This window comes from Streptomyces sp. BRA346 (assembly GCF_052851135.1).
In genome coordinates, this window is sequence record NZ_JAIWIH010000026.1 from 43,582 (window position 1) to 57,470 (window position 13,889).

10 protein-coding genes are annotated in these 13,889 nt (G+C 73.1%); 4 read left to right on the plus strand and 6 right to left on the minus strand.

Annotated features, from left to right (window positions below; translation table 11 throughout):
* Nucleotides 1–36: 36 nt before the first annotated feature.
* Nucleotides 37–1,407: an aminotransferase class III-fold pyridoxal phosphate-dependent enzyme gene (locus LCH29_RS28590; protein ID WP_446464578.1), complete on the minus strand. Its 1,371-nt coding sequence runs from the start codon at nucleotides 1,405–1,407 to the stop codon at nucleotides 37–39.
* Nucleotides 1,408–1,744: 337 nt separating this feature from the next.
* On the opposite strand from LCH29_RS28590, the gene LCH29_RS28595 reads away from it, so the two are divergent.
* Nucleotides 1,745–3,565 carry a protein kinase domain-containing protein gene (locus LCH29_RS28595; protein ID WP_446464579.1) on the plus strand — a complete coding sequence of 607 codons (1,821 nt, stop codon included), beginning with the start codon at nucleotides 1,745–1,747 and terminating at the stop codon, nucleotides 3,563–3,565.
* 88 nt (nucleotides 3,566–3,653) lie between these two features.
* Here LCH29_RS28595 and LCH29_RS28600 read toward each other — a convergent pair whose 3' ends face one another.
* Nucleotides 3,654–4,937: an adenylosuccinate synthase gene (locus LCH29_RS28600; RefSeq protein WP_446464580.1), complete on the minus strand. Its 1,284-nt coding sequence runs from the start codon at nucleotides 4,935–4,937 to the stop codon at nucleotides 3,654–3,656.
* A gap of 214 nt (nucleotides 4,938–5,151) precedes the next feature.
* Between LCH29_RS28600 and LCH29_RS28605 the strand changes: the two genes are divergently transcribed.
* A complete protein-coding gene (locus LCH29_RS28605) occupies nucleotides 5,152–6,195 on the plus strand; it encodes a hypothetical protein (RefSeq protein WP_446464631.1) in 1,044 nt (347 codons plus the stop codon).
* Between the two features lie 4 nt (nucleotides 6,196–6,199).
* On the opposite strand, the gene LCH29_RS28610 is transcribed toward LCH29_RS28605, so the two are convergent.
* Nucleotides 6,200–6,763: a GbsR/MarR family transcriptional regulator gene (locus LCH29_RS28610; protein ID WP_446464632.1), complete on the minus strand. Its 564-nt coding sequence runs from the start codon at nucleotides 6,761–6,763 to the stop codon at nucleotides 6,200–6,202.
* A gap of 101 nt (nucleotides 6,764–6,864) precedes the next feature.
* Here LCH29_RS28610 and LCH29_RS28615 point away from each other — a divergent pair, with 101 nt between their 5' ends.
* Both LCH29_RS28615 and LCH29_RS28620 read left to right on the plus strand, forming a co-directional pair.
* A complete protein-coding gene (locus LCH29_RS28615; RefSeq protein WP_446464581.1) occupies nucleotides 6,865–7,833 on the plus strand; it encodes an ABC transporter ATP-binding protein in 969 nt (322 codons plus the stop codon).
* On the plus strand, nucleotides 7,830–9,479 hold the full coding sequence (locus LCH29_RS28620) for an ABC transporter permease (protein WP_446464582.1): 1,650 nt from the start codon (nucleotides 7,830–7,832) through the stop codon (nucleotides 9,477–9,479). The genes LCH29_RS28615 and LCH29_RS28620 overlap by 4 nt, the downstream gene beginning before the upstream one ends.
* Before the next feature lie 138 nt (nucleotides 9,480–9,617).
* On the opposite strand, the gene LCH29_RS28625 is transcribed toward LCH29_RS28620, so the two are convergent.
* The 3 genes from LCH29_RS28625 to LCH29_RS28635 all read right to left on the minus strand — a co-directional run bounded on the left by LCH29_RS28625 (nucleotide 9,618) and on the right by LCH29_RS28635 (nucleotide 13,026).
* The gene (locus LCH29_RS28625) at nucleotides 9,618–10,835 is read right to left on the minus strand and encodes a cytochrome P450 (RefSeq protein WP_446464583.1); all 1,218 of its coding nucleotides are present in this window, start codon (nucleotides 10,833–10,835) and stop codon (nucleotides 9,618–9,620) included.
* Between the two features lie 110 nt (nucleotides 10,836–10,945).
* Complete coding sequence (locus LCH29_RS28630; RefSeq protein WP_446464584.1) at nucleotides 10,946–11,626, minus strand: response regulator; 681 nt, start codon at nucleotides 11,624–11,626, stop codon at nucleotides 10,946–10,948.
* The gene (locus tag LCH29_RS28635) at nucleotides 11,623–13,026 is read right to left on the minus strand and encodes a sensor histidine kinase (protein WP_446464585.1); all 1,404 of its coding nucleotides are present in this window, start codon (nucleotides 13,024–13,026) and stop codon (nucleotides 11,623–11,625) included. The genes LCH29_RS28630 and LCH29_RS28635 overlap by 4 nt, the downstream gene beginning before the upstream one ends.
* Nucleotides 13,027–13,889 lie beyond the last annotated feature (863 nt).

Sequence of the window (13,889 nt, forward strand, 5' to 3'; positions counted from 1 at the left end):
GCGTGAAGAGGACGTGACGCCTCGGTGAGGGTGTGACTACACGGTGTGGGCGTCCGCCGCGCCCAGCGCCTCGTCCAGGATGGCCAGCCCCTCCTTGGCCTCGGACTCGGTGACCGTGCAGGGCGGCACCACGTGCGTACGGTTCATGTTCACGAACGGCCACAGCCCGCCGCGCTTGCAGGCGGCCGCGAAGTCGGCCATGGGCCGGCCCGCGGGGCCGCTCGCGTTGTACGGGACGAGCGGTTCGCGCGTCTCCTTGTTCTTGACCAGATCGAGCGCCCAGAAGACGCCCAGACCGCGCACCTCGCCGACGGAAGGGTGGCGCTCGGCGATCTCCTTCAGGGCCGGGCCGATCACGTTCTCGCCGATCGCGGCCGCGTTCTCCACGATGCCCTCCTCCGCCATCGCGTTGATGGTGGCGACGGCGGACGCGCAGGCCAGCGGGTGGCCGGAGTAGGTGAGGCCGCCCGGGTAGGGCCGCTGGTCGAAGGTGGCGGCGATCTCGGCCGAGATGGCGACGCCGCCGAGCGGCACATAGCCGGAGTTGACGCCCTTGGCGAAGGTCAGGAGGTCCGGCGTGACGCCGAAGTGGTCGGCCGCGAACCAGTGGCCGGTGCGGCCGAAGCCCGCCATGACCTCGTCCAGGATGAAGACGATCCCGTACCGGTCGCAGATCTCCCGGACCCCGGCCAGATAGCCGGGCGGCGGCACCATGATCCCGGCGGTGCCGGGGATGGTCTCCAGGATGATCGCGGCGATGCCCGCCGGGCCCTCGTAGGCGATGGTGTCTTCCAGGTGGCGCAGCGCGCGCTCGCACTCCTGCGCCTCGTTCTCGGCGTGGAACGGCGAGCGGTAGAGGAACGGCGCCCAGAAGTGGACGACACCGGCCGAGGCCGTGTCGGAGGGCCAGCGGCGCGGGTCACCGGTCAGGTTGATCGCGGCGGCGGTGGCGCCGTGGTACGAGCGGTAGGCGGAGAGCACCTTGGAGCGGCCGGTGTGCAGCCGGGCCATGCGGACCGCGTTCTCGACCGCCTCGGCGCCGCCGTTGGTGAAGAAGATCTTGTCGAGGTCGCCGGGGGTGCGCTCGGCGACCAGCCGCGCCGCCTCGGACCGCGCGTCCACGGCGAAGCCGGGCGCGATCGTGCACATCTTCGCCGCCTGCTCCTGGATGGCGGCGACGACCTTGGGGTGCTGGTGGCCGATGTTGGTGTTGACCAGCTGACAGCTGAAGTCGAGGTACCGGTTGCCGTCGTAGTCCCAGAAGTACGAGCCGTCGGCGCCCGCGATCGCGAGCGGGTCGATGAGCCCCTGCGCGGACCAGGAATGGAAGACGTGTGCGCGGTCGGCAGCCTTGACGGCGGCGCCGGCGGCAGGATCGGGGCTGGGGTGCGTGGGCTGCACGGACACGTTCGCTACCTCTGATCGCTCGCGGGTCTGGGGCAGCCCCCAGCGTACGGAGCCCCCGGACCGGCCGCACACCGCCAAGGTGTACGGCTTCGGCGCCCCGACCCGGCAGAGTGTCGGGGCGTCCCCGACACCGCGTCACGAAGGCCACACCGGAGGATCTGCGCGAGGCGGGAACCCCACTCGCCTTCACCGCGTCTGGAAAGGACGAGCTCCGCGTCGTGTATGAAGACCCGGACAGCTTCAGCGATGAGACCATGACCCAGACCTTCACCCGTCTCAACTGATCGGCCGATCGGCGTACGGGGACCATCGGCACACGGACAGGAGCCACACCGCGATGGAAAACCTCGGGGCCCAGGACCCGCGGTGGATCGGCGAGTACCAACTGCTCGGCAGGCTCGGCGAGGGAGGAATGGGCAAGGTGTACCTCGCCCGTTCCTCCCGTGGCCGCACCGTCGCCGTGAAGCTGGTGCAGGCCGAACTCGCCCGGCAATCGGATTTCCGGGGCCGCTTCAAGCGTGAGGTGGAGGCGGCGAGACGGGTGGGCGGCCAGTGGACCGCGCCCGTGCTCGACGCCGACACCGAGGCCGCCGTGCCCTGGGTGGCCACGGGGTACATCGGGGGACCGTCCCTGCACGAGGTGGTGGCCGAGGACTTCGGGGCGCTGCCCGAGCAGTCGGTGCGGGTGCTGGCGCACGGACTGTCGCTGGCGCTGCGCGACATCCACGGCGCGGGGCTGATCCACCGCGACTTCAAACCGTCCAACATCCTCATCACGATCGACGGCCCGCGGGTCATCGACTTCGGCATCGCCCGCGCCCTGGACGCGGTGGGCGGCGGCAACAGCAATCTGACCGCGACGGGTGCGGTCGTCGGCTCGCCGGGCTTCATGTCGCCGGAGCAGGTGCGCGGCGAGACGGTGACCACGGCGAGCGATGTGTTCTGCCTGGGGTCGGTGCTCGCGTTCGCGGCCACCGGGCGGCAGCCGTTCGGCCGGGTGGACAGCGGCATCCACGCGCTGATGTACCGAATAGCCCAGGAGGAGCCCGATCTGGAGGGGCTGCCCGAGGGGCTGCTGGGCCTGGTCACCGCCTGTCTGAGCAAGGACCCGGCGCAGCGTCCGTCCGTGCCGGACCTGATCGCGTACACCGAGGCGGCCGCGCCCGACCCCGCCGAGCCCTGGCTGCCGGGCGGGCTACTGGCCCGGCTCGGCCGGGACGCGCTCCAGCTGCTGGAGGCCGAGAACCCGCATCAGCAGGCGCCGGCCCCGGCGCCCACCCCGCCGCAGAGCGGCTACGCCACCCCGAGCGCGGGCGGGCCCGCCGCGGCGGGCGGGCCCGCCACCCCCAACCCCCCGTCGGCGTACGGCGTGCCGAGCGCCCCCGCGGCGTACGGGTACCCGGTGGGTGGGGCGTGGCCGCAGCAGGGCGGCGGGTACCAGCCCCCGGCAGGCCCGCCGGACCAGGGCCGGAAGGTGCGCTCGGTGCGCGCGCTGGGGAACTCCCTGGTGACCGTGTTCGTCCTGTGGATGCTGCTGACGATCAGCGATCTGTATCTGCGGATGTCGCAGTTCGGCGCGCTCCGCGACCTGGCCGAAGACGAGGGCAGCGCCGCCGCGGTCGACCGCAGGGCGGAGGCGGTCGCCTCGCTGGACGGCGCCCTGGGCATGTGCGTGGTGACGCTGGTCATCCTGTGGCTGGTGTGGTTCCGGCGTACGTACGTCAACGCCACGGCCCTGTCCCCCGGCCGGTTGCGGTTCGGCAGCGGCTACGCCGTCGGGGCGTGGTTCATCCCGATCGCCCTGCTGTGGATCCCCAAGCAGATCGCGAACGACATCTGGACCGCCAGCGCTCGCCCGGGCCCCGGACGGGTGCCCCGCGCGGCGCTGCACTGGTGGTGGACGGGGTTCGTGCTGATGTGCTTCTCCGCCCCGTCCGCCGGGATCCTGGAAGTGGCCGCCGACGGCAGCAGGAGCCTGGACGAGCGGGTCGGGGTCGCCGGTCATATCGCTGACGACGGCATCTCGCTGCTGACCGCGGTGCTGGCGATCACCGTGGTGGTGAAGCTGACCGGGATGCAGGAGCGGCGGCGGGCGGCGCAGCGGCAGCAGCAGCAAACGCCCGTGCCCGCCGGGGTCTTCGGCCCGCCCGTGACCTGACGCGGCGACGGCCCGCCGACGACGACGGCCCGCACGCGGCGCGATGGACGCCGTCGTGCGGGCCGTGCCGCAATCCGTGAGCCGTGGCTCAGAGGAACGAGTTGATCTGGATCGTCTCGTCGCGGCCCGGGCCGACGCCGATCGCCGAGATGGGCGCGCCGGACATCTCCTCCAGCGCCTGCACGTACCGCTGGGCGTTCTTCGGCAGGTCGTCGAAGGTCTTGGCCTGGGTGATGTCCTCCGACCAGCCCGGCAGCGTCTCGTAGATCGGCTTGGCGTGGTGGAAGTCGGTCTGGCTGTACGGGAGTTCCTCGACGCGCTTCCCGTCGATCTCGTACGCCACGCACACCGGGATCCGCTCCCAGCCGGTGAGCACGTCGAGCTTGGTGAGGAAGAAGTCGGTGAGCCCGTTGACCCGGGTCGCGTAGCGCGCGATGACCGCGTCGAACCAGCCGCAGCGCCGGTCGCGGCCGGTGGTCACGCCGCGCTCGCCGCCGATGGTGCGCAGCTTCTCGCCGTCCTCGTCCAGCAGCTCGGTCGGGAAGGGGCCCGCGCCGACGCGCGTGGTGTAGGCCTTCAGGATCCCGATCACCCGGTTGATCTTCGTCGGCCCGACGCCGGTACCGGTGCAGGCGCCGCCCGCGGTCGGGTTGGAGGAGGTGACGAAGGGGTACGTGCCGTGGTCGACGTCGAGCAGGGTGCCCTGGCCGCCCTCGAAGAGCACGACCTGGCCCTGGTCGACGGCGTTGTTGAGGATCAGGGTGGTGTCGGCGACGTAGCCGCGGAGCTGGTCCGCGTAGCCGAGCAGCTCCTCGACCACCTGGTCCGCGGCGATGGCGCGGCGGTTGTAGAGCTTGGCGAGCACCTGGTTCTTGAAGTCGAGCGCGGCCTCGACCTTCTGCCGCAGGATGGACTCGTCGAAGATGTCCTGGACCCGGATGCCGACGCGGTTGATCTTGTCGGCGTAGGACGGGCCGATGCCACGGCCGGTGGTGCCGATCTTCCGCTTCCCGAGGAAGCGTTCCGTCACCTTGTCGATCGTGGTGTGATACGGCGTGATCAGGTGGGCGTTACCGCTGATCAGCAGCTTGGACGTGTCGACGCCGCGCTCGTTCAGCCCGCTCAGCTCGGAGAGCAGGACCGCGGGGTCGACGACGACGCCGTTCCCGATGACGGGGGTACATCCGGGCGAGAGGATGCCGGACGGGAGCAGGTGCAGGGCGTACTTCTGGTCGCCGACCACCACCGTGTGGCCAGCGTTGTTGCCGCCCTGGTAGCGGACCACGTAGTCAACCGAGCCACCGAGCAGGTCGGTGGCCTTTCCCTTGCCCTCGTCACCCCACTGAGCACCGAGCAGCACAAGTGCGGGCACAGGCGTACACCCCTTCCGGGCGGGGCATGTCCAACGTGCGTGGTGGCGTGCGTCACCACAAGAGCCGTCGAACCGGTGCCCCGGATAGACGAAGCCCCTGGCGCAACAGCGACAGGGGCTCTTGCACCGAGAGATTACCTGAGGAAGGACCGAGGTGTCGGCTCCAGATCCCTGGCACTCTCCGCCGGACACCGTCCGGGGGCGCCGCCTGCTCATGGTCATCGACCCCAACGCCCGGCGAACGGACGGGGAGTCGGTGCGCATCGCGAAAGATGTGCTGTGTGCGGGCGCGCAAACGAAAATCTGCCTGCCGGACGGCCCGGAGGAAGTCGAGCGGGCACTGGCCCGGCGCGGCGGCCGACGGCCCGTCGTGGTGGGCGACGACCGGGCCCTGCTGCGGGTCGTGGAGCTCCTCCACCGGCAGCGCGAGCTGGCGGACGCGGCGCTGTCGGTCGTGCCCGTGGGCGGGGCGGCCACGGTCGCCCTCGCCCATGCGCTCGGCGTGCCGACGGACGCGGTCGCGGCGGCGCGCACCGTGCTCGACGGGGCCGCCCGCCCGCGTGACCTGCTGGTGGACGAGAGCGGCGGGGTGGTCCTCGGCGGCCTGCGCATCCCCGGCGGGGACGGCGCGGGCGGTACGGCGCCACCGGGCCCGGCCGGGCCCTCCCGCACCGGTCCCGGCACCGCGGACGGCGGCGTGACCGGCGCCCCGGGCGGGGGTGCGGCGGGCGGCTGCGACTGCGGCTGCGATCCGTACGCCGAGGACCCCGCCGCGGCCGGGCCGGGGCCCGGGGCCGGGCCCGGCGGCGCGGCGGGGCCACGGCACCCGGGCGGCTGCGCCGACGGCGGCCACCACCCCTGGTGGACCCCGGCGGCGCGCACCGCGCGGACGGCGCTGACGCTGCTGTCGCTGCCGGTCATGGGGCTCGGCGGGGGCGGCCGCGGGCGCCGGGCGCAGCCGCCGCCGCAGCGGCTGCGGGTCGAGGCGGACGGGGTGCTGCTGACCGATCTGGACCGGCAGGTCGAGGGCGTCTCGGTGTCGACGGCCGCGCCGGGCGGCGGGCTGGCCGAGGTGGTGGTGCATCCGCACGCGGACGACGGCGCCGAGGGGCCGGTGCGGGCGCGGGCCCGCGCCGTGACCGTCTCCGGCCAGGACTTCCGCTACCACTCGGACGCGCTGGTCCGCGGCCCGGTGCGCAGCCGGACGTGGACGGTGCTGGCCGGGGCGTGGAGCCTCACCCTGCCGCACCTCCGCTGACCGCTCAGCGCTCCTCTGCCCGGTCGGCGCGGGCCGCCTGGTGGGCGCGCCAGCGCTCCAGCATGGTGCGCAGCTCGTGCTGCATGAACTCGAAGAACTCGGCGGTCTCGGAGGCCCGCTGTCCGGCCGCGGTGCCGGGACCGAGGATCTTCGCGCCGTCCCGCATGGTGGACTCCCAGCGCGTGAGCACCTGGTCGCGGCGGGTCATCGTCTCGTACCAGACCTCGTTGTAGAGCCGGTAGCGCTCGCGGCGGGAGCCCGGTTCGCGCTCCCGCGCGACCAGGTCGACCTGGGCGAGGTAGCGGATCGCACCGGAGACCGCGGCCGGGCTGATCTGGAGCTGCTCGGCGAGTTCGGCGGAGGTGAGCGCGCCGGAGTCGGAGACGAGCAGCGCGGCGAAGACGCGGGCGCCCATCCGCTGCATCCCGGCCTCGACGAGGTCGGCGGCGAACCGCTCGACGAACCGGGAGACCGCCTCGTCGTCACGTACGTCGTGTGCTGTGTCCTGCGCTGCGTCTTCTGGTGCCGCGCCCTGGGCCGCGTCGTGCGCGCGGTCCGATTCGATCATCTCCCTCACCGGCTCATCATCTCCCCTCTTCGTCACATCATCATAAGTTTATACGGTTCCTTAACTTCACAAATTTGTGAAAGTAGCGTAGCTTCGAAATCATGAAGACGGCAATCTCCGTGTCCGGCCTGCACAAGTCCTTCGGCCGGACCCACGCGTTGGACGGCCTCGACCTCGAAGTCGAGGCAGGTGAGGTCCACGGCTTCCTCGGCCCCAACGGCGCCGGGAAGTCCACCAGCATCCGGGTCCTGCTCGGACTGCTGCGCGCCGACTCCGGTGCGGTCCAGCTCCTCGGCAAGGACCCCTGGCACGATGCGGTCGACCTCCATCAGCACATCGCGTACGTCCCCGGAGACGTCACCCTGTGGCGCAGCCTGAGCGGTGGCGAGGTCATCGACCTGTACGGGCGGCTCCGCGGCGGTCTCGACCAGACCCGGCGCGCCCAGCTGCTGGAGCGGTTCGAGCTGGACCCGACCAAGAAGGGCCACACCTACTCCAAGGGCAACCGCCAGAAGGTCGCGCTGGTCGCCGCCTTCGCCTCCGAGGTCGACCTGCTGATCCTGGACGAGCCGACCTCCGGGCTCGACCCGCTGATGGAGGAGATCTTCCGCGAGTGCGTGGCCGAGGAGCGCGATCGCGGGCGCACCGTGCTGCTCTCCAGCCACATCCTCAGCGAGGTCGAGGCGCTGTGCGGCCGGGTCAGCATCATCCGCAAGGGCAGGCGGGTCGAGTCCGGCACGCTCGCCGAGCTGCGCCATCTGACCCGTACGTCGGTGACCGCCGAGCTGGCCGCCGCGCCCACCGGGCTGTCCGGGCTGCCCGGGGTCCACGGCCTCGACGTCCAGGACCGGCAGGTCAAGCTCCAGGTCGACAGCGACAAGCTGGACGCCGTGCTGCGCCGACTCACCGAGGCGGGCGTGCACAGCCTCACCTCCACCCCGCCCACCCTGGAAGAGCTGTTCCTGCGCCACTACCAGGAGGACATCGGCCGCACCGGCACCGAGACGGGCGCGGGCACGGGCGCGGGCACCGGCACCGGCACCGGCACCGAAGAGGCGGTCGCCCGATGACCGCCGTAGCCGACGCCCGGGTCACCGGCCGGGCCCGCGGATCGTCCCGCGATCTGACCGGCACCGGCACCCTGCTGCGGCTCGCGCTGCGCCGCGACCGGATCATGATGCCGGTATGGGTGCTGTGCCTGGGGCTGACCGCCTCCAGCACGGTCGGCCGCCTCGACAGCGCCTACGAGACCCCCGCCCAGCGCACCCAGCTCGTCCAGGACATGAACGGGAACGGGGCGACCCGCGCGCTGTTCGGCACCGCCTTCGGCGACTCGCTCGGCGCGCTGACGGTCTGGCGGGTGGGCGCCTTCCTCACCGTGTTCGCCGCGATCATGAGCCTGCTCATCGTCATCCGGCACACCCGTGAGGAGGAGGAGACCGGCCGCCAGGAGGCGCTGTCCTCCTGTGTCGTCGGCCGCCGCGCGGGCCTCACCGCGGCCCTGCTCACCGTGGCCATCGCCAACGGCGCCGTCACGCTGCTCGTCGCGGGCGGTCTCGCGGCCCAGGGCGGCAGCGGAGCGGTCGCCTTGGGGCTGGCCGTCGGGCTGTCCGGGATGGCCTTCGGCGGTCTGGCCGCCGTCGCCGCCCAGCTCACCGAGAGCGCGCGGCTCGCCCGGGGGCTGTCCGCGGCCGCCGTCGGCGTGGCGTTCGTGCTGCGCATGGCGGGCGACGCCGCCGAGGACGGCTCCAAGGGCTCCGGTCATGTCCTGACCTGGCTCTCGCCGCTGGGCTGGGCCGAGTACGCGCGGCCGTTCGCGGCCGAGCGCTGGTGGCCGCTGCTGCTGATCGCGGTGCTGGCCGCCGCGTCCATCTCCGTCGCGTACTCCTTGGCCGGGCGGCGCGACGTCGGCGCCAGCTTCTACGCGACCCGCCCCGGGCCGCGCGCCGCGGGGCCGTTCCTGAAGGGCGTCTTCGGCCTGGGCTGGCGCCTCCAGCGCGGCGCCCTGGCCGGATGGGTCGCCGGGTTCGTCTTCGCGGGCGCCATCTTCGGCGCCATCTCGGACGGCGCCGACGACTTCCTCGGCGACAGCGACCAGACCCGGGAGATCATCGAGCGCATGGGCGGCGCCCAGGGGCTCAACGACGCCTTCCTGGCCTCCATGGTCGGCATCCTCGGCACCATCCTCACCGTCTACTCCGCGAGCTCCGTGCTGCGGCTGCGCAGCGAGGAGACCGACCAGCGGGCCGAACCGCTGCTGTCCAACGCCGTCAGCCGGCTGCGCTGGGCCGCCAGCCACCTGGTCATCTCCTACCTCGGCCCGGTCGCCGTGCTCGCCGTCGGCGGGCTGGCGCTCGGCCTCGGCTACGGGATGGCGTCGGGCGACGTGGGCGGCTCGCTGCCGCGCGTCCTGGGCGCCGCGATCTCCCAGGTGCCCGCGGTGTGGCTGGTCACCAGCCTGACGGTGCTGCTCATCGGGGCGCTCCCGAAGTACTCGTCCGCCGCCTGGGGCCTGGTCGGCTGGGTCGTCGCCCTCGGCTGGATGGGCCCGGCGCTCAAGGTGTCGCAGTCCGTCATGAACACCTCGCCGTTCAGCCATCTGCCGAAGCTGCCCGGTGAGCACGTCACCGCGGCGCCGTATCTGTGGATGGTGCTGCTGTCGGCCGTCCTGACCGCCGGAGGACTGGTGGCCCTGCGCCGCCGCGACATCGGCTGACCCTTCCGTCAGCCCCATCCCCGGCATGCCTCTCGGCGCCGGGCCCGCACTCCCCCTGTGGCGGGCCCGGCGCCGAGTCGTGTGCGGGGGCAGGTGCGGTGCTGGTCGGGCTGTCGACCAGTCCTCAGACCTCAGACCTCAGATCTCCACCAGTAGCTCCGTCAGCCCGCGGATCACATAGCCGGGCCGCCACTCCGGCTCCCGGACCAGCCGCAGCCCCGGCGCGGCGCGCAGCAGCGCGCCGAAGGACGCGGCGAGTTCGATACGGGCCAGCGGGGCGCCCAGGCAGTAGTGGATACCGGCGCCGAAGCTGAGGTGGGGATTGTCGGCGCGGGCGAGGTCGAGGGTGTCGGGCCGCTCGAAGCGGGCCGGGTCGCGGTTGGCCGAGCCGAAGAGCAGGGCGACCTCGCTGCCGCGCGGGATGAGGGTGTCGCCGACCCGGATGTCCTCCAGGACCCAGCGCTCGAACAGCTGGAGCGGGGTGTCGTAGCGCAGCAGCTCGTCCACAGCGGTGGACAACAGCGCGTCCGGGGCGTCCCGCAGCCGGGCCAGCTGGTCGGGGTGGCGGAAGAGGGTCCACCAGCCGTTGCCGGTGGTGTTGACGGTGGCCTCGTGGCCCGCGTTCAGCAGCAGCACACACGTGGACACCATCTCCTGCTCGGAGAGCCGGTCCCCCTCGTCGTGCGCGGCGATCAGCGCGCTGATCAGATCCTCGCCCGGGTCCTTGCGGCGGGCGGCGATCAGCCCCCGCAGATACGCCGAGAACTCCTCCGACGCCCGCACCGCGCGGCGCGCCGTCTCCTCGCCCGGGTTCAGCTCGAACATCCCGCAGATGTCCGCCGACCAAGGGCGCAGCGCCGGGCGGTCGGCATGCGGAATGCCCAGCATCTCGGCAATGACCTCGACCGGCAGCGGTTCGGCGACCGCCGCGATGAGGTCGCCACCGCCGGAGGCGGCGAACGACTCCGCCAGCCCGGCCGCCAGCCGCCGGATCGTCGGCACCAGCCCCTGGACCGTGCGCGGGGTGAACGCCTTGGAGACCAGCCGCCGCAGCCGGGTGTGGTCCGGCGCCTCCAGGTCCAGCATGCCGTTGCCGTTGAGGGTGTGGAACGGCTCGTGCTCGGGCGGCGGGGCGGTGCGGCCGAACTCCTCGTGGGTGAAGCGGTGCAGATACGTACGGCCCAGCCGCCGGTCGGTCAGCAGAGCGCGCACGTCCTCGAAGTGCGGGATCAGCCACTGGCGGGAGGGCGCGAACCAGTGCGCCCTGCCTTGCTCACGCAAGCTCGCGTAGGCCGGGTAGGGGTCGGCGACGAACGACGGCTGCCACGGATCGAAGGCAGGGGCTGGGCTGGTCATGACCGGACCGTATCGCCGGACCGGCCCGTCCTCCAGAGCGCTTCGGGTGGCGTCGGCGGTCGGCTCGCGTGATCGGCTCGTGCGGTCGGCTCGCGTAGCCGGCTCGGCCGTCAGCCTCCCGGGGTCACGAGCCGCGCCTCGTACGCGAAGACCGCGGCCTGGGTGCGGTCCCGCAGGCCGAGCTTCACCAGGATCCGGCTCACATGGGTCTTCACCGTCGACTCGGCCACCACCAGATGCTGCGCGATCTCCGCGTTGGACCGGCCCTGCGCGACCAGCACCAGCACCTCGTTCTCCCGCTCGGTCAGCTCGTCCAGCCGCGTCTGCGGGCCCGGCCGCGCCGCCCCGGCCAGCGCGCCGCCACCGGCCTGCGAGAACGTCGCGATGAGCCGCTTGGTGACCGTCGGCGCCAGCAGCGCCTCCCCCGCCGCCACCACCCGCACCGCCTCGCCGAGCTGATGGGCCGAGGCGTCCTTGAGCAGAAAGCCGCTCGCCCCGGCGCGCAGCGCCTGGTAGACGTACTCGTCCAGGTCGAAGGTGGTCAGCACCAGGACCTTGGCGTCGGCGTCCGCCGCCACGATCTCCCGCGTCGCCTCCAGCCCGTTCAGCACCGGCATCCGGATGTCCATCAGGACCACATCCGGGCGCAGCGCCGCGACCTGGGCGATCGCCTCGCGGCCGTCGACCGCCTCACCGACGACCTCGATGTCCGGCTGGGCGCCCAGCAGCACGGAGAAGCCCTCGCGGACCATCATCTGGTCGTCCACGATCAGCACGCGGATGGTCGTCATGCCTCCGGCTCCGCCGCCGTCTCCGGGACAGCCGTCTCCATCACCGATGGCTCCGTCACCGCCGTCTCCGGGGCCGGGATGAAGACGGTGACCTCATAGCCGCCGTCCTCCTCCCGCGCCCCGGCCCGTATCTCCCCGTCCAGCATCGCGACCCGCTCCCGCATGCCGAGCAGCCCGTGGCCCATGCCCGGCGAGGGCGGCACCGCCTTGGTGGGCGGGCCGTTGACGACGCGCAGCCCGAGGCCGCCCAGCACATACGACACCTCGACGCGCGCCGTGGAACCCGGGGCATGGCGCAGCGCGTTGCTCAGCGCCTCCTGAACGATGCGGTACGCGGACAGCTCCACGCCCTGCGGCAGCGGGCGCACCGCGCCCGTCGTGACGTGGTCGACCGCCAGTCCCGCCGCCCGCACCCCCGCGAGGAGGCCGTCGAGCGCGGCCAGCGTGGGTTGGGGCGCCTCGGGGTCGGCGTCCGTATCGATGTCGTCGGCCCGCACCACCCCGAGGACCCGGCGCAGCTCGGTGAGGGCGATCACCGCGTTCTCCCGGATGGTCGCGAAGCTCCTGGTCAGCTCCTCGGGCGGGTTCTCCACCCGGTACGGGGCGGCCTCCGCCTGGATGGCGATGACGGACATGTGGTGCGCGACGACGTCATGCAGCTCCCGCGCGATGGTCGCGCGCTCCTCCAGGGTGGTGCGGCGGGAACGCTCCTCGACGGTCACCGACTCCTGCACCGCTATCCGCCGCTTGCTCTCGCGCAGGCTGCGCGCGGTCACGACGGCGCAGAGCAGCAGCCCGGAGACGAACAGCACCTGGAAGGAGTCCGAGGTGAGCTGGCTGTCGGCCAGCATCTGGAGGGAGTCCGAGGTGTACCGGCTGTCGGTGTCGACGTACGCGGCGACAGCCGCGAGAAGGGCCGTGAGCAGCCATATCTCGGCGGCCGCCCGGGGACGCGTCCGGGCCGCCGTCACCACCATCACCAGGACGTGCGAGATGGCCAGCGGAATGGGCCACGGCCAGCCCACCGTCTGATCCAGACCCAGCAGCCCCAGCCCCGTCACGGCGCTCGCCCCGAACGACAGCCACCAGGCGCCGACCGGCCGGAACAGCGTCAGCAGCAGCGGCACCCCGCACAGCAGGGCCAGGACCAGGCTCATGTCGTCGTCCACCAGGAAGACCGACATGGCCATGACGTAGAACGCGCAGGCCGAGAGCGCGGCATGCGGCAGCCAGCCCACATAGCGCCGGGCCCGCTCCGGGGCCCGGCGCATCAGCGGATGCCCGGAACTCAGCGGCGGCAGCGGGCGGATGGCGAACGCGTCGTCGATCAAGTCCTGCCGCAGGCCGGACAACGCGCTGCGGGCGATGCGGAGTTCGGTCCGCGGAAGGGTCTGGGTCACGCCTCATACCGTAGGCAGCGGGCGGGCCCGCGTCGTCCCCAGCAATGGTGATTGTCCGGCGTCCCTCTCAAGTACTACGCGTACTACTCGGCGAGCCCGGCGATCTCGTCGGCGACCGTGCGGGCGGCGTCGGTGGCCGGGTCGATCAGCGGAAAGTGCCCGACGGCGGCGATGCGCACCACCCTCGGCGGCTCCCCGGCGACCGCCCCGGCCGCGGCGAAGGAATCCGCGACCTGCGGCGGAACGTCGACGTCCGTGCCGCCCTGCACGAGGACCGTGGGCACGCCGGTGGGCAGCAGCGCGGCGGGGTCGGCGAGCGGCAGCCGCGCCGCGAGCCGGTCACCGAGCAGTTGGTCGACGGCGTCCGAGCACACCCGCAGCGCGCGGGCGGCGGTGAGATCCGCGATCGGCGCGAGCGCGACCACGCCGCGGAGCGGGGGCGGCGCGGGCAGATGCCACCGGGCCTGCGGCGGCAGCCGGTGCCGGGCCGCCGCCCACAGCGCGGCGTGCCCGCCCGCCGAGTGCCCGGCGAGCACGACGCGCTCGGCGTCCACCCCGCCGAGCCCCAACTCCCCCACCAGCCGCGGCACCCGGTCCACGACGGCGGCGATGTCGTCGAAGGTCTCCGGCCACCGGCCCGCCAGGTGCTGCGCCCCTGGCGGGTGTTCACGGTGCGGCTCACCGTCCGGCGTGGCGCGATCCGGCCCGGCATGGCCACCGGGCGCGGCCTCCCGGTCGTGGGCGCGGGCAGCGCCGCTGCCGCCTGCGCCGGTCTGCCCCTGCGCGGAACGCGGGCCCTCGGCGCCGCCGCGCCCGGCGGCCACCGCCCCCGCGCCGTCCCGCCCACAGCCCGCGCCGGGCAG

Coding starts and splice junctions, on each gene's coding strand:
- LCH29_RS28625 (WP_446464583.1), bottom strand. CDS start 10,835: ATGACCAGCCCAGCCCCTGCCTTCGATCCGTGGCAGCCGTCGTTCGTC.
- LCH29_RS28595 (WP_446464579.1), top strand. CDS start 1,745: ATGGAAAACCTCGGGGCCCAGGACCCGCGGTGGATCGGCGAGTACCAA.
- LCH29_RS28615 (WP_446464581.1), top strand. CDS start 6,865: ATGAAGACGGCAATCTCCGTGTCCGGCCTGCACAAGTCCTTCGGCCGG.
- LCH29_RS28605 (WP_446464631.1), top strand. CDS start 5,152: ATGGTCATCGACCCCAACGCCCGGCGAACGGACGGGGAGTCGGTGCGC.
- LCH29_RS28620 (WP_446464582.1), top strand. CDS start 7,830: ATGACCGCCGTAGCCGACGCCCGGGTCACCGGCCGGGCCCGCGGATCG.
- LCH29_RS28630 (WP_446464584.1), bottom strand. CDS start 11,626: ATGACGACCATCCGCGTGCTGATCGTGGACGACCAGATGATGGTCCGC.
- LCH29_RS28610 (WP_446464632.1), bottom strand. CDS start 6,763: ATGATCGAATCGGACCGCGCGCACGACGCGGCCCAGGGCGCGGCACCA.